Origin of the sequence: Methanobacterium lacus (assembly GCF_000191585.1) — an archaeon.
Taxonomy (GTDB): Archaea; Methanobacteriota; Methanobacteria; order Methanobacteriales; family Methanobacteriaceae; genus Methanobacterium_B; species Methanobacterium_B lacus.
On the sequence record NC_015216.1, the window covers coordinates 2,016,928 to 2,037,948 of the forward strand.

The window sequence follows — 21,021 nt, forward strand, 5'->3', positions numbered from 1 at the left end:
AATAAATAGTTTGGTTGAGAAGTCCAAAGTTTCCAGTTCACATCATTTTTAAATGTCCATTCGCAAAATAACTTCAAATTGAAAATGGAAAATATGGTTTGAACCGTTCAAAAACATGTGAAAAACTGATCTGTCCTTCATGGGTCCATGGGATAGAAAAACTTGTTAAATAGTAAGGTTATTAGTATCATTATTGAGTATATTTTATTTATGTAAAAACTGGATTTGAGTTGGGAATTGTATTGCCTAGGTAAAGTCATGTTTCCAGGTAAATATGATCATTAACCCAACTTATGGATATAAATTCAAATAATTTTTTAATTATTAATTTTAATAGATAATACAACTAATGATGGTGTGGATGTGAATAAATGAAGACCATTGAAGAGATAAATCAACGTATTAAGGATGGAGATGCGGTTGTTGTCACTGCAACAGAAATGACGCAAATTGTTAGAGAAAATGGTGCTGAAAAAGCTGCAGATGAAATTGATGTGGTTACAACAGGTACCTTTGGAGCCATGTGTTCTTCAGGAGCATTTTTAAACTTTGGACACACAGATCCCCCGATTAAAATGACCAAAACTTTTCTAAATGGTGTGGAATCCTACTCCGGACTTGCAGCGGTTGACACTTACATAGGAGCTACACAGCCCAGCAGAAATCCTGATGTGGGTATTGAGTATGGTGGGGCCCATGTCATAGAGGATCTCATCAGTGGTAAAGATGTTGAACTGGTTGCAGATTCCTATGGTACGGACTGTTATCCATTGACAGAAGTTAAAACACAAGTTAATCTGGAAAATCTCAACGACGCAGTCATGATAAATCCTCGTAACTCCTACCAGAATTATGCTGCTGCAGTGAATTCCACAGATGAAACAATCTACACCTACATGGGTACTCTCTTACCCAACATGGGTAATGTGAGTTTTTCCAGTGCTGGAGGGCTCAGTCCCCTCTTAAATGATCCCTACTTCCAGACCATTGGTTTGGGAACTAAGATTTTCCTATGCGGTGCTGAGGGTTACGTTATTGGTGAGGGTACACAGCACAGTACTGAGGTTAAAAGGGAAAATGGGGTGCCTGTGGGAGGTGCTGGTACCATGATGCTCAAGGGTGATATGAAGCAGATGGATCATGAATTTGTCCGTGGTGCAACCATGCCTAAATACGGTTCAACACTCTTCGTTGGTGTGGGAGTTCCAATACCCGTACTAAACAGTGACATTGCCAAACGCACAGCCATAGCAGATGAGGACATCACCTGCCATGTGACTGATTATGGAGTGGCAAGAAGAAGCAAACCAACCATTCTGGAAACTAATTACCAAGAACTTAGGAGTGGAAGTATTGAAATAAACGGTGTTGAAGTCGAAACTTCCCCATTATCATCCTACAAAAAGGCTGTTAAAATAGCCAAGGAACTTCAATCATGGATTGAAAACGGTAAATTCTTGCTTACCTCACCTGTTAATTTACTTGCACACGAAGGTTACAGTCCTAAACCCCTTGAAATTAGGAGGCAGACTCCTATTGTGAATGAATTACAGAGCAAACCATTGATAACTGCAAATCCTGATGATGAAATCGGAGATGTAGCTAAAAGACTGGTGCAAAACAACATTAACCATCTTCCAGTTGTTGATGATGATCAGAAACTGCTTGGAATAGTCACTTCATGGGACATTGCAAACGCAGTTGCAAAGGGCAAAACCAAGCTTAAGGATGTCATGACCAAAAAGGTGGTTATTGCAAGGGAAGATGAGCCAGTGGATATTATTGCGAGGCGTATTGACAAGCATGAAATCTCTGGACTTCCAATCATCGATAAAAATAATCATGTGAAGGGCATGATAACTGCCGAAGATATTTCAAGGCTCATGTGTGCAAAAAATCGCGAGGAGGGAATTTAAATGAAAGCATGGCTGTATTTTTCCCCAAAAATGGCTAACAAAGCCGTTATCACAGATCTTGTTAAAAATTTTGATGTTAACTTCAATATACTGCGGGCAGACATTGACTCCCAAGGCGGTAAGATGTTGATGGAAATCAATGGCCCCGAGGCAGAACAAGGAATTGCTTACATTGAAAATGCAGGAATAAGTGTGAGTCCCATTAAAAGAGTGGTGAAAAAGGACGAAGAAATGTGCATAGACTGCGGTGCATGTGTATCCCTCTGCCCAGTTCACGCCATCATAGTTGAAGATGATTGGACAGTTGAAGTCAAGGACAAAGAATGCATCGGATGTAAACTGTGTTCGTACTCCTGTCCAACCAAAGCAATCAAAGTCATTGAATAGGGAGTTAATACTCCCATTTTCAACAAAAAAAAGTCGATTTTAAGGTGGAATTATTAATTAATTCTTTTTAATTCCCGAATATTATATTTTTTTTTGGCATTGCTTTCAAAGGTTTAATCATCTTTTTTTGTTAGTTGATTGTTAAAATTTAGGTTCCAGCCATTTCATACATCCATTTTTTTAAGTGTTCTAAAAAAAAAAAATTGGAGTTAAATATCAAATGTTAAGTTGCATGGATCGTAGGTTCTGTTGCCATGATAACGTAGAAGTAGGGTATAATTTCCTGGAAATCCTGTGAAATACGGTCCACTATTAAACTGGAAATTACCATCCTTGTCTGTGACACAAAATCCATGGTACACTATGTTGTGATTGACTTTGTCATTGGTGAGTCCTAAGATTGCAAGAAATAAATATGCTCCTGCAATTGGTTTTGTTGTGGAATTATCTGTAAATGTTAAGGTACCATTGAGGGATATTGTGTTATTTCCATTGATATTGTACTGCAAATTTTCAAATTGTGAGGGATACTTAACACTGTTTAGACCAAGTTGAGCTGGATTTGAAGCTGATGCCCAACCTGTTCCAGCTGCCACCATTAATCCTACAATTAAAAAACTCCAAAATATATTTTTCATCATAATCTTCTAACCTCCATAAAAATGAAATAAATGGAATTATATCACTCCATTTATTCATCGAATGTTTTTCAATTAATATCCTATTCTGGGTTGATGGTTATGGTTGTCCATGAATCACAGTCTGAAAGATATGGATTTCCATTAACTGCCATGTGTACCTTGTAGGTTCCTGGTTTGAAATTTGCAGTGTTCCAATCCATGTACGCTACATAGTGTCCATTAACCAGAGTTGCAGGGAAAGTGTCCCCTGTGATCACGTTGTAGTTTTGGTCAAACACTGTGAATGTTACGCTGGCTTTTGGTGCAGTTTTATTAGATATGTTTGCCAGTCCATCATTGTTTATCCATGCTACTACTTGTGCATCGTTGCCCTTTGTTACGTTAAGAGTGCTTTCATTACTAACCGATAATGAGCTGTTTTTTGAATAAACATTGAAGGTTTGTTCTGTGTTTATAGGTTTAATGAAAGAGTTTAATTGGATTTGGCTTTGCAAGTGATAGGTACCTGGCTGGAGATTGGCTGTATTTAAATCTGAATCAGATATTATCTGGTTGTTTGATAATTTTAAAGTTCCACAACCCCTCATAACTATGTTGTTTTTATCATCAACCACAACATAATCTATGTAGCCTAAATCTGAATTTTTGTCAGGTGTTTGATTTTTATAGTTGGCCATGCGTGTACTGTTAACAAAATTAGCTGATGCTGATAGTTTTTGTCCTTGAATTATGTTACCTGCGTTTACATTCAAATTTCCATTAGCAGCGTTGGGATTACCCCTCACAGGATCACACACAACAAGATTAGCCCAAGTTTCAGCACGATAAATATTCTGCCCTGTTGAACTATCACCTGATGCGCTGAATTTTATTTCGTAATTTCCACTAGCTAAATTATCAGGTACGTCAAAGTAACAGTTACCTATTATATTGCTTTCTTTCACTTCGGTGCACACTACCCTTCCAGTTTTATCATAAATGGTCATGTAGACATTTGTGAATGGATCTGTGGTACCGCCATAGCAATTCCACCAAACTTCAGCCTTGATTTTGGAGGAATCACCTTCGTAACTGGTGATATCAATTATTTGATTCGGTCCGTGGTCATTTATATCAATATGCATTCCAGTGGTAATATCCTTGTGATTATTCGATGCTGCATAAATTGTAGCGAATCCTGAAAAAGCAGATGCTACTACACCGAACAATAATAGAATGCTTATGATCTTCTTATTTAAGATAAAATCACCTCATTTTAAGTTTGTCCTTCTCAGTTTCTGAAAATATTTCCTCCAATAAATTAAAAGAAATTATTTTAAGCTGGATCTATTATGCCCCACTTGATCTTGAGATCTTCCATTTCCCAACTGAATGAGTTTCGAGTGTTTAACAATGTAGTTTTTTGCACTTCAAGTGCATTGATATCGCTCTTTAAGTTATTGATTTTGCATTCTATCAGTTTATACTGTCCAAGATCGTTCTTATAGCAAGCTAATAACAAACGAGAATTTAGATTTTTGATTTGGTCGTTTTTCTGGTTGATATTTTTATTAATAGTCCCTATTTGAAATTGTAATTCTCCAATCTGGTTTTCTAGGTAGTTTACTCTACTTAATGCTTGTTCCTTAGTTGTTATGTTGTTTGTAATGTTGTATGTGGTGTTAGTGCTGTTGTTGCTGTTAGCTGCTGCAACAGTCCCTGAAGCAGTTGCCAATAACAGTAACGCAGCAAGAAATATTGATATTTTCTCAATTTTCATGTGATAAGCCTCCATTATCGTTTATCAGTCATTTGTCAATTTAATAAAAAATTAAGAAATTGATTTATAAATTGAAAAATGTTGTGTTATTTCATTGAATTTTTATCCTTAGTTCATATTACAACTGCGTAGAATGTTGTGGACACTAGTTCGTTGTTGTTATTCTTGTATACGAATTTGAGTTCGTGTGTTCCTTGATCTAATTGATATTTATGGTCGTGTGCATTGTTTTCGTTAGTGTTGATTGAGAATTCTTGACCACTTGGAACTATGTGATTGTAGGTTACGTCGTGTGTCAAATCATGATCGTAGAATAATATATTTTGATTTGAAGATATAACTTGACCGTTGGATTGAACTGTAGCAGTGAGCCAGAATGGATCATTGGCTTTAAATGTAAATGTTTGATTTTCGTTCATGGTAAAAATAAGTCCACTAGACGTTTTCATTTCTACATTAACTAAAGGATTTGTATCATTAGGATTTGCTGCTGAACATCCCGCAATGATGCTCAGTATCATAACAGCAAAAACCGACATTCCCATAATTTTTTTCATTCCATTACCACCTCATGATAATTCATACTTTACAATTAAAGATTAAAAGTTAAACTATAAAAAAATCACCATATAATACGCTAATGTTAAATCAATTAGGTTATTGAAACTATATGAAACAAATAAGCCCCAGATACTAATGAATACATATATAGATATTTTAATGGAAGTTTAGAGATCAATTAGAAATGATCTAACATATACTAGGATCAAGAAAAAGTTAATCATAATTTAAGGATAAAAAAAACACAAATTGTGGCAAAATATCAAAGAATATGATCAGTCTCATCTACTCAGACATATCACTAAAAGAAAATATTAATTATTTCTAAACATTACATAAAAAAAACTGCCAATTTTAACCCATGTTAAGTAGATAGGTTGAAAATATCATCTGTATTACCATTAAGCAAAAAAAAATTTACCGAGAAGATTTTAGAAAAAAAGAAGAATGTAAATGATCCAATTGATTTAAAAATAATAAATCAATCTTCAAACTCTTTTAATATACGTTTTCTGGCCCCTCCAATTGTTAAAGGGTATGGTTTGTCAAATGGAAGTTTATCTTCCTTTTTAAGAATTTCCATGAGGTGTGCTATCCTTGGTAATCTTAAATTAGCTCCCCTTATGGTTTCAACATCTTCAAACACATCCTGAGGATTGCCTTCCTTGATAATTTTACCCTGGCTTATGATGTAAACCTTAGAGGCGTATATTGGCACCAGATCAACGTCGTGTGTTGATATTACAATGGTCATTCCCTCACTGTTTAACTGGTAGAGAAGTTTGAGTATCTGTGAAGCACCCCTTGGATCGAGGCCACTGGTGGGTTCGTCCAGCACCATGATCTTGGGTTTCATTGCGAGTATTCCTGCAATTGCAACACGTTTTTTCTGACCTCCACTCAAATGGTGTGGTGCTTTCTTTTCGTATCCTTCCATTCCAACCCTTAAAAGTGCGTCTTTAACTCTTTCGTCCACTTCTTCGTTGGACAGTCCCATGTTCATGGGTCCAAACGCAACGTCTTCAAGTACTGTTGGGGCAAAAAGTTGGTCATCAGGATTTTGGAAAACAATTCCCACCTTTTGACGTATTTTTAGCAGTTCCTTCTTGTCGTAACTAACAGTTTCCCCATCAACATGTACACTTCCATGTGTTGGTCTTAGTATACCGTTAAAATGCAGGAATAAAGTTGATTTACCTGCACCGTTGGGCCCTAAAAGTGCAACTATCTTTCCTTCTTCAGCATTAAAATTAACCTTTTCCAGGGCTTTGGTTCCATCCGGATATTCGTATGTAAGATCATTGGTTTCAATTATTTTCATTTAACCATCCTCAAAAAATCGAGAGTAAATCCACGCTTTATTCAGAGTAATACTAATTTTAATTAATAAGTTGTATAAATGGGATACTGTTGGCAAAACTTTATAAATATTTCCATGATGGTTGAAAAAAAATAAAGCCCACATGAAATATAATATACCAACAACACACACAAGAAAATATTTTGCATAAATCACTAGAAAAATATTTCACAAAGGGTAAAACAAGATTTAAAAGAAGAAATGAAGTATACTCAGTTAATTAATTTGATTCATTAATTAAGTAGAAATAATTGCTTTTTAAGGGGCGGTATTATGGATAAAAATGAAATTTACGAGACAATTTTCAGGAGAAAATCCATTAGAAAGTACGATCAAGATACTCTAGATGAGGAAATCCTAAAGGATATTCAAGGTGAAGTGATGGATTTAAAACCTTTAATTCCAGGGATTAAAACTGAAGTTCTGTTAATTTCCTCTGAAGATGTTAAAACCAGGATGATGAAAAAGGCTCCCCACTACTTGGCAGTATTTTCTGAGGAGAAGGAAGGTTACCTAACCAATGTTGGTTACATGTTGCAGCAGATGGATCTTCTATTTTCTGCAAATGGTATAGGATGCTGCTGGCAGGGTATTCCAACCATTAAAGACCATGTGAAACCAAGATCAGAACTTAAATTTGTGATTCTTCTGGCATTTGGAAACCCTGATGAACCACTTCACAGATCTGATATAAGTGAGTTTAAAAGAAATCCCATTGAGAAAATGACAGACATCACCATCACAGATGAAAACAGGGAAATATTGGAGGCTGGAAGACTCTCACCAACAGCCACCAACAGTCAAGCCTGGTTTTTAAGTGGGGATGATAGTTGCATCGATGTTTTCACCACCAAACCCAACTTCATAAGATCGTTAATTGCAAAAAAATACATCCCAATAGATGCGGGAATAGTAATTTACCAGATCATGGTTGCAGCGACACACTTCAAACAAAATCCAGAAGTAGTCTTTAAAGAAGGTATTGAAAAAAAGGGATACATCTACTGTGCATCAATCAACCTGAATCCTGATAGAAAATAAAGATCTTTAAACTTCACCTAAAAATTGAATGTTAAAAAGGAAAATCCAGGACGAATTGATCAGGGTAATTCATTCTTTACTTCTCTTTTCCATCTTTATCGTAGAGCCAGGATGATCTGTCCTCACCCTGAAGGTAGGTGTAAACGTATGAAGCTGCGAGTATTCCTATTAAAAATCCTATTGAAACCAAAAACTGATGGTTCATCATGTTGGTTGATGGGGCATAACCCTTCAAAAAGAACATGGCCTGTACAGCCAGTAATCCAACAACAATGAATGTTATAAGCGCACCAATTATCGCTTTGAGTTTATTTTTCTTTATTTCAGCCATTTAAATCCATTTTCCCTTGAATAATATATATGTAATTCAAAACTTTTACTTTGGAACTTCTTTGTACCTCTGCTAAATATAGGTTTGGTATTTTTATATAAATGGTATCCTACCTTTGGATCTTTGATTATTTTCAAAAATAATTTAAAGAATTAAAATGAGTATTAATCTATGGAAATCAAAAACAAAATAATACTTGCCATGGACCTTCTGACCATTGATGGTGCACTGGAGGTTGGAAACAGTGTTATTAACTATTTGGATACCATAAAAATCGGTTATCCCCTTGCTTTAGCTGAAGGTTTGCCATCCATTGGATTGGTTAAGGATAGGTTTGACTGCAAAATAATTGCCGATTTTAAGGTGGCAGACATCCCTGAAACAAATAAGAAAATTGCAGATCTGACATTTAAAGCTGGAGCAGATGCCATAATTGTGCATGGATTTGTAGGTCCCGACAGTGTTAAGGCTTGTGTAGATTCTGCAGAGGAATTTGGAACAGAAGTGTTTCTTCTAACGGAAATGTCACATCCCGGAGCATCAAGATTTCTCCAGCCAGCTGCAGAGGACATTGCAGTCATGGGCATGGAGATGGGTTTAAAGAATTATGTGGCACCTTCAACCAAACCCGACAGGCTTAAAAAAATTAGGGAAGTTGTTGGTAAAGATTCATTCATAATATCTCCAGGCGTGGGTGTGCAAGGTGGAGATCCGAATCAAACACTCGAATTTGCTGATGCCATCATTGTTGGACGTTCAATTTACTCCTCAGAATATCCTGAAGAGGTTGTTAAATCCATTGTAGATAGCATCAAACTTTAACCCTGCAACTTCGTAGAACAGATCAAACAGCAAGAAGTAGATGAAGGTTTGAAATTGGAAGTATTGGATGTTGGGTTGTGTTAAAACTGGGAAGTAGGGTACAAGAAGGCCCAGTACAGCAAACACCAACACCGTTAATTTTAGTGTGAACCTGTAATCAAAGAACAGTTCCGCTCCCCTGCCTAATTTTTTTATTCTCTCATTATCGTTACCAACTTCATCGATGAATGCTGCTAATGTACATAAAATCAGGGTTACAATTCCGATTGAAGGTATTCCAATGTAAATGATTATTACCAGAAACAAGATAAGTGCCAGTACATGGTTTAAACTGTCCACCTTTAGGGATAGAACTGTGCCTATCAGTATGGCTATGAATAAGCATGCTGAATCTGAACTGGTCACTGCCAGGTAGGCTATTGAAACACCGCAGAGAACAGCTGCCATTACTGCCATGTAAATATTCTTTTTTTTGTCGTAGGCATCATCAGAAAACTTCATGAAGAATCCTGAAAATGCGTAGAGTACTGGTTCTAAAAGCATGTTATTTTTGTCCTTGATTTAAGAGTTTAGAATGTTAGTTTTTTCTTCCATTATTAAAAATTAGAAAATGGAAATTCTTTTATTATTCATTCCATGGATCGTTGGTTCATTTCCTTTGCACCGGCCAGTATCAATGGGAATATTATGGTTGCATCTCCAACCACTGTCACGAGTTTGGATCCTGCCTTGGCCTTGGCCCATGATTTGGCCTCCTCCAGTGGTGCTCCTCCAAGACTGCCTGTTTCACTCCTGTCCATGGTTATCTGTATAGCAGCATCAACCCCTCCTTTAAGTAGGTTGGATGCTAATGCGTAGTGTTTTGGGAGTCCTCCCCCAAGGATCATGGTTGCGACTTTTTTTGAATCGTATACAATGTCTGATAGTTCTGCCATGTCTCCTGAGGCATCGATGTGAAGTTTGGTGTCCTGGGTGAACATCCAAAGTTGCAGTCCCAACATGCTGTCTATAAATCCCGGCGCGTAGATTGGTACGTTGTTATCTGCAGCTGTTTTTAGTATGGACTCATCATCATCGAGTGAACTGCCAATTAAGGTTAAAAATTCCCTTATGCTTAAATGATCATCCTTAGCTGCTATGTCTGCCAATATTTTTGCTATTTCTGTTTCAAACACTTCAAAATCTTCGGATTTCGTGTAGAGATCAGCTATTCTTCCCATTCCATGTTCGCACATGGTTTCATCATCTTCTTCTATTCCTCGGTGGTGTCTGCCTCCGAAGGCTTCAAGCAGATCATGGGTGATGTTTGCTCCGCTGGTTATGAGCACATCCACCTCCCCATCCTTGATCATGTTCCGAATAATTTTTCTCAGACCTCCAGGCACCAGGGGTCCTGCCACACTGAGAAAAACTGCTGTATCCTCATCTTTTATAACTTCTGCAAGTAACTCTGTTGCCCTGTAAACCCTGCCCGCACCTAAAACACCGGAACCTCCCATCTCTTGGATGAGTTCCAGGACAGACATGCCCTTTTTAATTTCCATCTGGTCAATTTTCAGTTTAATACACTTCCTAAAACAATCTTTTAACTCAATACAACAATAATTTCCACTACCCAAAAAATTTCTGGATTTTTGTCTGGAAACTAATAAAAATTAGAACTAATGCAAATTTAATCCTATGAACTTGATCTTAGTTGGGATTAGTATTTAAAATTACTAGATTCTACTTAATCTAAAAAATAAATTATAATTATAATTCAAAGGATCAGATTAGAATAAGAATTTTAAGGTTTGATCCCAAGAAGATGGGAAAAAATCTGTTTACTTGAAATATTTAGTTTTAAAACGAATATTACCTTAATCCTGCTATTTTATCCAGAAGATCTGTTCTTGTTACGATTCCAATTGGACTTGCATCGTCATCTACCACTATCACTCTTCCAATGCTGTTTTTGTTCATTATTTCAATGGCGTCTGCTATCATCAGATCCTGTTTTACAGTTATGATGTTTTTAGATGACATGACCTCTGAAACATTCTGTTCTTCATCTCCTCTTCCTATGGCACGAATGATGTCTGATAGTGTTAATATTCCTATGACATGTCCATCTTCTACAACAGGAGCTCCTTCAATGTCCCTATCAGATAATATTTTTGAGGCATTCCTGATGCTGTCAGTTGGGTCTAGTTGGATGAGGTCTGTTGAAGCCACTTCTAGTACTGTTTTCTTGGGTATGCTTCTAATGGCTGTTGTGTCCAAGAGTAGTATGTTGTCCATATCATCCCTTCCAACAACAATTCCATCAACAATAAGTTTGTTTACAGGTGTTGGACCTATTCTGATCTCATCTCCAAGATCCAAATATTTAATGTTTCCTACGGCTTTGATGGCTGCTTCACATTCTCCAGGGTGGGTTATGCTCGTGAATTCTATTTGTGAAACTGTTATATCTTTAACTTTTTCACCATCTCTAAAAATAGGTACTAAAGATTGATTGTCACTGGCCTGTATATTCAATGTATGATAAGCTTTAATAGTTGGTTTATATCCTCCTCTGGGGCCTGGAACGCCCTTAACCAATCCTAAACTCCTTAATGATTGCATTTGATTTCGGATCGTCCCGGGGTTACGGTTCATAATTTCTGCTATTTCTTCGCCCTTAATAGAGGCATCGGCGTTTCTGTATAAGTTAATTAAACTTTGTAGTATTTCTTTTTGGACTGATGTGAGCATTCAAATCACCCTTGACGATTTATTATTATTTATAATTATAAATTTATCATGGCTTTTTAATATTTAATTCTTTTTATTTGGTGTATGATAGTTTGTTTTAGAAATAAGTTTTATCCAATCGTGGATTATTTAAATTTCCCTTTAATCTGGACAAATTACTATTTTACGCTAAAATTGAATGATAAAAAATCACGAATAATATCTACAAAACAAATGAACATCGTAAAATCCATAAAAAGGTGTGAGAATATTATTGTATTGAAGATATTTATTAAGTTTTACATTTATATGTAAAAGTTTATATATTTAAATATGACTATTATGATTATACAGTTACTAAAAAAAAGGGGTTGAGATTAATGGAAGATTTGAGTGGATTAGGAAAATCAGCAAGTATAAACAGCGAAAGTGCACCAAAAGTATGTTCTAGATCTAGTGGAATTTCTACACAAAATGCCCTTTGCGACAGAACTGACTGTCCAAGTTATGGAAAATGGTATTGTCCTTTTACAGGCTGGTGAAACAGTTCATATTGGTCAATTGATGCCCTAATAAAATTATTTAATTTCTTTTTAATTTTTTTTCCATTGTTAATTTTTATAAAAGTTAAAAAAATGGAAGGTTCCAAGTGATGGGGGAATTGGTGTTTGAAACAATTCAATACTGAATCTAATTGCATAAATGCTTATTTAATCTTAGTTCCATCCGTTGTATTAAATAATATTTATCTATACTAATCAGAAACAGTATTAATTATTATAAAGGGTTTTCAGTGAGAGTATGATAAAAACAAGCTTCAAATATTTTTTAAATAAATTTATTAAAAAACACACCTTGACTTTGTTACTGATATTCCTTTTAAGTATTTGTACATTACTTTTCTCATTTATAAGCCCTTTACTAATCAAGTCCCTTGTAGATAACGTGTTTGTAGGTAAAATGACTAATTTATTTGTATATATCATATTAGGGATAATTGGAATGTACATTTTTTCTTCAGTTTCAAGTTACTACAACAGTTATTTAACTGGAAAGTTAAACTTGGTACTTTTACGAGAAGTATCAGGAACTGTTTTTAATGTGGTTCAATTTGCTTCTTTAAAAAGTACCCAAACCATAAAAGTGGGTGATATGATAACACGTATCATGGGTAACACCCAAATAGCCATTAATATTCCGGTTAGAATAATTCCGCAGATTTTCATGAGCGTAGTAAGCATTATAGTTCCTTTCTTTATCATGCTCTCTTTGAATTACACACTCGCACTCATAATCATGAGCCCTGTTGTACTGTTTGCATTGTCTTCCAACATATTTGGAAATAAAATGGAAAAAATTCAGAAAGCTTTTTTAGAAACTAACGCATCCATCTATTCATTTTTAAAGGAAAATTTATCCATCATACCCCTAATTAAAGTTTTTAATCTTGAAAAATGGTCTCAAAATAGATTTAACAACCATATGAATGATTATTATGGGATTTCTTTGAATTATACCAAAACATCCTCGTTAAACTCTTCTTTGAGTTCTCTTATTTTAGGAGTACCAATAGTGCTGCTCATTACATTTGGAGGATACATGGTGCTGGATGGGTCTATAAGCCTTGGAACATTCACGGCCTTTTTAGCCTACACATCCATTTTTTTCTCCCCAATATCGCAGTTATCAGGGATTTGGACATCATACAAAAGTTCATTACCTGCCTTTGACAGGTTAAAAGAAATATTAGACATGGACGAAGAAACAGGAATAGAAAGTGAGCTAAGTGTAACAGATGGGGAAATAACATTTGACAATGTCTGGTTTTCCTACGACAATCGTTACATATTAAATGGGTTTAATGCTACATTTAAAAAGGGTTTAAATTACATAGTCGGGGATAATGGTACTGGAAAAAGTACAATTCTCAAGTTGATCTGTTCACTCTACCCTGTTGAAAAGGGAAGCATCAAGGTTGATGGGCAAGATATAATCAAAATTAAAAGGGACAGCCTAATAGGAAACATTTCCATGATATTCTCAGATCCCTATTTATTTGATGGCACCATTTATGAAAACCTGCGAATTGGGAAACTCGATGCTACATACAATGAGGTTAAAAGTGTGGCCAAACTGGTTAAGATACATGATTTCATCGAAACCACCCCAAACAAATACGATACACAAGTGGGAGAAAATGGGATAATGCTTTCGAGTGGTGAAAAACAGAAAATAGCACTTGCAAGGGCTGTTTTAAAAGATTCGCCCATAATACTTTTAGACGAGGTAACCAAATCCATAGACAAGGATTCCAGAAAATCCATCAACGAAGTAATTGATGAACTTAAAATGGAAAAAACAATCATAATAGTGACCCATAACAGCAGAGAAATCGAGGTAAATAGCAATATTATTTATTTAGAGCAGGATAGTGAGTCAAAAAACCCTGCACCATCATCAATCCCAGACCTTGCCCCGTAATAATTTCATATACAAAAAAAAAAGATTGAAGATATTCAATTTACAACCTAGGAAACCTGACATTATTGTGTATTTATTACTTCACCGTTTATAGAAATGGTATAATCCTCAACAGTTATATCTTTCTTAGCCTTTTCAAGTGCCCGGTTAACAATTACACCTATTCCAGAACAACATGGAACCTCCATGTGGACTATGGATATGGAGTGTATGTCTTGGATCTTGAATATCTCAGCTAGTTTATCAATATATTCCTCGATGGTTTTATCGAGTTTTGGACAGAGTATGATGAGTATTTTTCCCTTTAAAAATTTCTGGTTGAAGTTGGGGTATGCAAATGGAGCGCAGTCTGCTGCTATTAAGAGATCGGCATTTTTAAGGTAGGGTGCGTTGGGATTTAATAGTTGGAGTTGTATTGGCCAATTTTTGAGTTCAGGTTTAGAATCTGGTACAGCTTCAGTTGATGGTTCAGATGAAGGTTCAAGTTCCATCTCCCTTGCTCCGGGACATTCACATGCGAAGGTTTTCTCATGTTCATAATTTGGAACTGGTATATTCTTCTCCTCTAGTAGATGGATTGCCTGATTTAGATATTTCTTCTGACCATGATCGTTTAGATGCTGCAGATGGGCTTTGATAACATTTTTTCCGCCCTTGATTATGTTTTCCATGACCTTCCTTTCATCGTACTCCTCTGCTTCTCGTTGTTCAATTTCAATGGCTCCCTGTGGACAGGTACCAATACAGGCTCCCAGTCCGTCACAAAAAAGGTCACTTATGAGTCTTGCCTTACCATCAACAACTTGAAGAGCACCTTCAGGACAGCCAGGAATACAATCCCCACATCCAGTACACTTATCTTCATTTATCCGTATAACATCCCTCTTCATGGGTTTAATCTCCTTAAAATTACATTCTAGACCCTACAAAACAATTATCCAACTACTTAACATCCAAAGGTTTTCTTGGACATAATGCTTTCTAAACCATCAAATGAACGAACTTAATCTTTTATATGTATACTATGTCATTGCAAATTAATAATGTTTATTAAAAAAGTTATTTATTCAATTTAAAATCATTTTATGCATGATTTTAAGGTTTAAAAGGATTTTCTTTGGAATCTTAGTGTGATTACAATCCAATCCCCAGTTTGGAAACAAATTTTTCCTTTTCATTTAGAAAAAAATGATATTACAAAAAATTCATAAATATTGTTACTTCATAAATTGGGAATATTTGTCTTAAAAAGGGGAGTTTTGAATTGGAGAAAAAAGGTTTGTTTGGAAGATTTAAAACACTTTCCAAGCCTACAGGTACTGTTAACTGGTCACAGGGTTTGAAGGCTTTTATTTTAATAGTTGTTGCCGCTTTGCTGGCCACCCTTCTAAAATTTAATAACGGTATTGAAGCCATTATTATGGTCACACTCCTTGCCACCATCATCCTAGACATAAGCATGCCCATAAAGAAGGTGGCAATTCTGGGATTGTTAGGTTTTATTATGACCACGCTAGCATTTCTCTGTGTTTCATTGTCTGTTCATAACTTAGCTGCCTTCATAATTTTCTCGGTACTCTGGGCATTTTTCAGTATTTCCATGTACATATTTGGAAACATGGAAGGTGCCATCGGATTTTCATTCTTTTTAACTTACTTCGTAGCTGTTTTAATTGTTAACCCTGAATCAACTCCCATTGAATGGATATCCTATACCACATTGGCCTACCTTGTGGCATCAACCCTTTTAATTCCCAAACTATGGATGGAAAAGAGGAAAATCCGTCAGCTTGTTTCAGTTGGTTTCAATCCAGAATCAACCATACAAAGCGTGGTAGCAAACATGCACATACTCTCAGGAATTTCATTGAACTCTGTTTACTACGAATTCTTCAAATTCGGGGGTTACTATAAAATATTAAGAAGTTACTCTGAACTCATCATAGCTAGGCTCAATCCACACGATCAAAAATACTTCACCAAGTACCTTGAATTGACGGACGATGTTTCAAAAAGGATTGGACAAAATTTTCAATCCATGAATGGTTCTGTTGATGAAAAGATCATGAATTCCTACGAGTTAAAGGTTGATACAGGGGCAAAGGAAGTTGCTAATGAACAGATCATACAGGTAAGTAGGAATATCCAGAAGATCCTAACTTACTGCAACTCCCTGTTAAATCAAAATCCTGAAAATGGACATAAAACCATTAGAACCAAGGAAAAATCTTTTAAGGAAGTTATCAGTGCAAATTTTAACCTGAAAAATATGTACATGCGTCACGCTGTTAGATTCACTCTTGCAATGACAATTGGACTCATATTTATCTATTTAACACGTGAAAGGAGTGCCATCTGGATAACCATGGGAATTCTGATAATCATCAAACCAGACATCACAAGCACGGTGGACAACCTTATTCAAAGGATAGGATTCAATTTTATTGCAATTGTAGTGGCCATAATACTTGGATTTTTATTTCCACACTACATACTTGTCTGGTTTGCAGTCCTAATGCTCTTCCTATTTAGAGCATTCTACCCAACCTACATGGGGCTTTCTGTGATGGCCATTACAGTTTTCATAGTGCTTGTTTGGCCCACTGGAACTGTCTATGACAACGCAATTTCAAGAATCGTGGACATAAGCATTGGAGGTATCATTGCATTCATATGTGCCTACGTTATCTTACCAAGTAGAATTAGTATCAACCTTCCTGAACAGTTAACCAAGACCATGACCGCCAATCTGGACTACGGTCTTGAAATGGTTAAAACTACACAGAACAACTTCGATAAAACCCAGGCCACTGCTAAGCTCCAGAATTACATGCTTCAAGAAAACAACCTCGAAGCAGGAATCAAAAAATTAGAAGACACATTTAACGATGTTAATTCTGATTTAAGTCTTTATCAAAACATTTTATCCATGAATATCAAATTAACAGCCGATTTAACGGCCTTGGCAGCAGTTGTAAGTGATAATTCAAAGACCATTTCAAATAAAGAAGTTCAAGGCACCCTTATCCAAGATTCATTGATGGAACTCAGGGAACTCAACCTAAACTGGGACCCTGATAAAGTTTTAAACATCAACTTAACTTCCATCAACGAAAATTCCGATGATTTAGCCCAGCTCATCAACTGGATCTCCTCAGATATCCAGTTAATCTTCAATGGTTTGGAAGTGGCCCATAAAACAGACCTTTTCAAACGTTACACCAACCTAAGTTAAACCATTACTATTGCATAAAAAAAATTTAGCTTCTAAAAAAACCATTTATCATTTGAATGGATACCTCGCCCTGAAGAGTCCTGTTTCCTTGGTTACCTTCATAAAGCCATTGTCCTCAATGACCTCGTTGATACAAGTTTTCATTGCATCTAGCTTGTCCGGTTTTAGAACAGATTTATTTCCTGCAAAGGACAGGAAATATTCAATTACAGGTTGAGCATCTGTTATTTCTAGATGATCATGGTATTCTGTCATTGTAACCTTTTCAAAATAGTCTTCGAGTTGAGATTTTCCATTTTCAAGTCCAAATCTGTTTGATAGAGTTTCCAGTGAATTGAGTTGGGGGTAAAATTCTTGGACTAGTTCGTTTAATTCCTTCATATTGTTCCTTCCAAATGTACTGGCATAGAACAAACCATTATCAGCAAGAACCTTGGTTATCTGGTTAAATGCTTCTTTTCTGTTGGGCACATGGTAAAGCATAAGATTTGCTATGACTATGTCAAAGGAATTTTCAGGGAAGCTGATGTTCTCTGCATCCATGACCTTGAATTCGAATCTGTCCCTCAGGCTTCCAAGAACTTTCTTGGCATCATCAAGCATTCCCTCTGAAAAATCTGTGAGTACAATTTTTTCATCAGACACTATTTTGTCCTTGTTCGTCCTCCACAGGATGGCGTTTCCACATCCAAGTTCCAAAACCCTTGAACTTTTCTGAAAATCCATTTGATCAAAAAGCCAACGGGTTAAAGGCTGAGGATTAGTACTAAATTTTCTGTTAAGCTCAATTCTAGCCACAAAATTACTGGAATCCTTGTACTGTTCTGTAATTAAACCCATGAAAATATTCCCCCAGATCAATTGTTAATCTAAAACATTCTCAAAAATGTGATAATTATAACAATTTATTTTGTAAAACAACCTTGTCAGTTGTACTAATTAAGTTATGTGTATAGTTATTATTGATCGAATAATTTATTATGTAGCTAAGTCATAGTATATTGTGATATTGTCAATAATATTGATACATTATAATTATTTTAATACACAATCATCCATTGTTTCACAATTATTATTGCTTTTAAATCGTTATTTTTCATTTAGTGATCTAAAAAAAAAAGGTTTATTTAGGAGGGGGATTGTTTATGGATGTGCTTTTAATTAACCCGTACGATGAAAATGCTGTGAAAAATGGGCTGGGCTTTATTACACCGCCCCTAAATTTGATGTACTTGGCAGCGTCTCTAGAAAAGAACAACCATTCTGTGGAGATATTTGACGATGATCTGATGCAGAAGGGATTTTTTGAAGTCAGAGATCATGTAGAGAAGTTGGATCCAGAAATTATAGGAATCACTGCCACAACATCCACAATAAAAACTGCCCTTAAATATTTAGAGGAAATTAAGAAGGTCATGCCCCATGTTTTAACTGTGATTGGTGGACCTCACACCACATTTTTACCAGTAAACACCCTCCAAAATTCTGATGATCTAGATGTTGTGGTGCTGGGGGAGGGAGAAGAAACCTTTGCAGACCTTGCAAACAATCAGGTTGATGGCAGCGGATCCCTTGAGGATGTGAAGGGAATTGTTTACAGGGACCCTGAAACTGGATCCATTAAAACCAACAATCCCAGACCACTCATAGAGGACCTGGATTCTTTACCGTTTCCAGCAAGACATCTGGTATCATTTGAATCCTACGGAATTTCTAAAAGTCAATCAGGAGGCATGATAACCAGCAGGGGCTGTGTTTATAACTGTGGTTACTGTTCATCATCCTTAATAATGGGAAAGAAATTCAGATCAAGAAGTCCAGAAAATGTTGTGGACGAAATTGAGGAACTGGTCTACAACTACCATCTCAATGATATAGCATTCATGGATGACACCTTCATGTTGAACAAGAACAGGGCAGCATCAATTGCAGATGAAATAAAGGAAAGAAACCTAGATGTGAGTTTTGTAGCATCCTCAAGGGTGGATATGGTGAACCAGGATCTTTTGTTTAAACTGAAAAACGCTGGTATGAACACCATCTACTACGGTGTTGAATCAGGTTCCCAAAGAATTTTAAACCTAATGAAGAAGGGTATTAACTTAAAACAAGCTGAAAATGCCGTTAAAAATGCTAAAAATGCGGGGCTTGAAGTTTTAACATCTTATATTATTGGTTATCCTGGTGAAACCCAGAATGATATGAATGAAACCATCAAGTTTTCAATAAAACTCGAACCAGATTACTGCCAGTACTCAATTCTTACACCGTTTCCAGGAACACCAATATATCATGACTTGAAGGACAAAGATCTCATTAAAACTGAAAACTGGGAGAAGTACACAGTTATGAAGCCTATTTTAAACTACGAAAAACTGGGCTTAAACAAGGACATGATCGAAAGAAACCTGGCCCGTGCCTACCTTAAGTTTTACACCAGACCAAAATATCTATTAAAACACAGGTACATGTTAAAGGTGATGATAGAAACTTTGTTCAGGAGTTTTATAATTCCTAAATTTCGGGGCAGTACTGTTAAGGGTTGGTATCAGAATTTGGACAATTCTTCTAAGTAAAAAAAAAGATAAATGCAGGATGAAAATTTATCCATTCCTATAAAAAGTAAATAATTTGGGGGGTAAGTATGAGGAATGGCATTTAAATTTAATCTTCTGCATCTATCATTTCACCGTAAACAATTTCGAGTTCGCAGCCTTTAGGGCCACAGCAGAAATGCTGTAAATCAAATTTTGGTAACATTTGCTTTTCACCACCTAAACAAATTTTTTTATAGACAACATGAAATTTGGTTAAATTTGTTAATCAAATGATTAACTCAAATACATGTCAAGTCATGTCTAAAACATCTTGACAGTTATACTATAGATCACCATAGAATATAAAATGTTCGGTTACTGCCAAATATATTTTTTGTGTTTAGAACCTGACAAGAATTCCCAGTACCTTGATCCCATACCATGTTCAGTCCAAATTTTTTGAAAGCCATAACAGCATGTTCATGAGTAACTCCTGATTTTCAGGTTCAAGCTCAGGATGGGATCCACTGAGTAACACCCTGCCAGATCCATAACTCTCACCCACCATATCAGCATACCCTTCGTAACCAGTATTATTATCCGAAAATGTGGATAAAATATGTTCAGTATCGTTAGTGTACAATGCAGGCCCATTTTGATGATAGATTGTTACATCTGAGGTACCACTTAGTTTTTTTCCATAGGATGTTGTAGATATGGAAAGGTCCCCTACATAATCCACTGTTTCAGCTGTTACATCAGGTTCAAGTCCCCATCCATTGTAGTAACCATCAACATAATTTGAGGCAGCAAATGCCCCTGCACATATGCCCAAATATCCTTTACCACTCGATACGAATTGTTTTATTGAACTGTTATCTATTTTAGAATTCTGAATATATTCTGATGCATCGCCTCCAGGCATTATTAAAACATCGTAACCCTGGAGGGTTTGGGAATTTATTTCCACAGCAGTGGAATATATGAACTTTTTATTGGAAGATTTATTGTTAAGTTCATCTAAACAGTTTTCCAATCCACTGACACTGCTTGACATGGTTCCAGTACCATCATATATCAAAACATTTACATACTTCACACTGTTTGAAGTTGATGATGACGTTTTTATAGTAGAATATCCAAAGAGAACAATTCCAATGATACACAAGAATATTAAGGCATATATTAACTTTTTGATACGTTTCACTCCACATTATTAGTTTAATTCTTTCTGA

General features: G+C 35.9%; 20 protein-coding genes. 8 read left to right on the forward strand and 12 right to left on the reverse strand.

The window, feature by feature from the left end; all coding sequences use genetic code 11:
* The first annotated feature begins 371 nt into the window (after window positions 1-371).
* A complete protein-coding gene (locus METBO_RS09725) occupies window positions 372-1,916 on the forward strand; it encodes a homocysteine biosynthesis protein (protein ID WP_013645536.1) in 1,545 nt (514 codons plus the stop codon).
* On the forward strand, window positions 1,917-2,303 hold the full coding sequence (locus METBO_RS09730) for a 4Fe-4S binding protein (RefSeq protein ID WP_013645537.1): 387 nt from the start codon (window positions 1,917-1,919) through the stop codon (window positions 2,301-2,303).
* A 209-nt stretch (window positions 2,304-2,512) separates the two neighbouring features.
* On the opposite strand, the gene METBO_RS09735 is transcribed toward METBO_RS09730, so the two are convergent.
* From METBO_RS09735 to METBO_RS09755, 5 genes are all read right to left on the reverse strand, one after another.
* Window positions 2,513-2,944 carry a peptidase associated/transthyretin-like domain-containing protein gene (locus METBO_RS09735; protein WP_013645538.1) on the reverse strand — a complete coding sequence of 144 codons (432 nt, stop codon included), beginning with the start codon at window positions 2,942-2,944 and terminating at the stop codon, window positions 2,513-2,515.
* Window positions 2,945-3,024: 80 nt separating this feature from the next.
* Window positions 3,025-4,152, reverse strand: a complete 1,128-nt coding sequence (locus METBO_RS09740) for a hypothetical protein (protein WP_013645539.1) — start codon at window positions 4,150-4,152, stop codon at window positions 3,025-3,027.
* A 107-nt stretch (window positions 4,153-4,259) separates the two neighbouring features.
* On the reverse strand, window positions 4,260-4,703 hold the full coding sequence (locus METBO_RS09745) for a hypothetical protein (protein WP_013645540.1): 444 nt from the start codon (window positions 4,701-4,703) through the stop codon (window positions 4,260-4,262).
* A gap of 113 nt (window positions 4,704-4,816) precedes the next feature.
* A complete protein-coding gene (locus METBO_RS09750) occupies window positions 4,817-5,260 on the reverse strand; it encodes a hypothetical protein (RefSeq protein WP_013645541.1) in 444 nt (147 codons plus the stop codon).
* Between the two features lie 485 nt (window positions 5,261-5,745).
* The gene (locus tag METBO_RS09755; RefSeq protein ID WP_013645542.1) at window positions 5,746-6,585 is read right to left on the reverse strand and encodes an ATP-binding cassette domain-containing protein; all 840 of its coding nucleotides are present in this window, start codon (window positions 6,583-6,585) and stop codon (window positions 5,746-5,748) included.
* A gap of 312 nt (window positions 6,586-6,897) precedes the next feature.
* Between METBO_RS09755 and METBO_RS09760 the strand changes: the two genes are divergently transcribed.
* Window positions 6,898-7,665, forward strand: coding sequence for a nitroreductase family protein (locus METBO_RS09760; protein ID WP_013645543.1), 768 nt, complete (start codon window positions 6,898-6,900; stop codon window positions 7,663-7,665).
* Between the two features lie 76 nt (window positions 7,666-7,741).
* Here the strand turns inward: METBO_RS09760 and METBO_RS09765 are convergent, their stop codons facing one another.
* Window positions 7,742-7,996, reverse strand: coding sequence for a hypothetical protein (locus tag METBO_RS09765; RefSeq protein ID WP_013645544.1), 255 nt, complete (start codon window positions 7,994-7,996; stop codon window positions 7,742-7,744).
* Window positions 7,997-8,167: 171 nt separating this feature from the next.
* Here METBO_RS09765 and pyrF point away from each other — a divergent pair, with 171 nt between their 5' ends.
* Window positions 8,168-8,818 (forward strand): orotidine-5'-phosphate decarboxylase, encoded by a 651-nt coding sequence (gene pyrF, locus METBO_RS09770; RefSeq protein WP_013645545.1) that lies wholly within the window; start codon window positions 8,168-8,170, stop codon window positions 8,816-8,818.
* Here pyrF and METBO_RS09775 read toward each other — a convergent pair.
* The 3 genes from METBO_RS09775 to METBO_RS09785 form a co-directional block, all read right to left on the reverse strand.
* A complete protein-coding gene (locus METBO_RS09775) occupies window positions 8,765-9,361 on the reverse strand; it encodes a hypothetical protein (protein ID WP_013645546.1) in 597 nt (198 codons plus the stop codon). The two genes, pyrF and METBO_RS09775, sit on opposite strands and share 54 nt — an antisense overlap.
* An 86-nt stretch (window positions 9,362-9,447) precedes the next feature.
* Entirely contained in the window at window positions 9,448-10,362 is a 915-nt protein-coding gene (locus tag METBO_RS09780; protein WP_013645547.1) for a deoxyhypusine synthase, read from the reverse strand.
* 310 nt (window positions 10,363-10,672) lie between these two features.
* Window positions 10,673-11,554, reverse strand: coding sequence for a CBS domain-containing protein (locus METBO_RS09785; RefSeq protein WP_013645548.1), 882 nt, complete (start codon window positions 11,552-11,554; stop codon window positions 10,673-10,675).
* A gap of 359 nt (window positions 11,555-11,913) precedes the next feature.
* Here METBO_RS09785 and METBO_RS13760 point away from each other — a divergent pair, with 359 nt between their 5' ends.
* Entirely contained in the window at window positions 11,914-12,075 is a 162-nt protein-coding gene (locus tag METBO_RS13760) for a hypothetical protein (protein WP_013645549.1), read from the forward strand.
* A 259-nt stretch (window positions 12,076-12,334) separates the two neighbouring features.
* Window positions 12,335-14,014 carry an ABC transporter ATP-binding protein gene (locus METBO_RS09790; protein WP_013645550.1) on the forward strand — a complete coding sequence of 560 codons (1,680 nt, stop codon included), beginning with the start codon at window positions 12,335-12,337 and terminating at the stop codon, window positions 14,012-14,014.
* A 62-nt stretch (window positions 14,015-14,076) separates the two neighbouring features.
* On the opposite strand, the gene METBO_RS09795 is transcribed toward METBO_RS09790, so the two are convergent.
* On the reverse strand, window positions 14,077-14,904 hold the full coding sequence (locus METBO_RS09795) for an ATP-binding protein (protein WP_013645551.1): 828 nt from the start codon (window positions 14,902-14,904) through the stop codon (window positions 14,077-14,079).
* 374 nt (window positions 14,905-15,278) lie between these two features.
* Here METBO_RS09795 and METBO_RS09800 point away from each other — a divergent pair, with 374 nt between their 5' ends.
* Window positions 15,279-17,249, forward strand: a complete 1,971-nt coding sequence (locus tag METBO_RS09800; RefSeq protein ID WP_013645552.1) for an FUSC family protein — start codon at window positions 15,279-15,281, stop codon at window positions 17,247-17,249.
* Between the two features lie 48 nt (window positions 17,250-17,297).
* Here METBO_RS09800 and METBO_RS09805 read toward each other — a convergent pair whose 3' ends face one another.
* The gene (locus METBO_RS09805) at window positions 17,298-18,089 is read right to left on the reverse strand and encodes a class I SAM-dependent methyltransferase (protein WP_013645553.1); all 792 of its coding nucleotides are present in this window, start codon (window positions 18,087-18,089) and stop codon (window positions 17,298-17,300) included.
* Between the two features lie 305 nt (window positions 18,090-18,394).
* Here METBO_RS09805 and METBO_RS09810 point away from each other — a divergent pair, with 305 nt between their 5' ends.
* Window positions 18,395-19,825, forward strand: a complete 1,431-nt coding sequence (locus METBO_RS09810) for a B12-binding domain-containing radical SAM protein (protein ID WP_013645554.1) — start codon at window positions 18,395-18,397, stop codon at window positions 19,823-19,825.
* 406 nt (window positions 19,826-20,231) lie between these two features.
* On the opposite strand, the gene METBO_RS09815 is transcribed toward METBO_RS09810, so the two are convergent.
* Window positions 20,232-20,993: a BPL-N domain-containing protein gene (locus METBO_RS09815; RefSeq protein WP_144017560.1), complete on the reverse strand. Its 762-nt coding sequence runs from the start codon at window positions 20,991-20,993 to the stop codon at window positions 20,232-20,234.
* Window positions 20,994-21,021 lie beyond the last annotated feature (28 nt).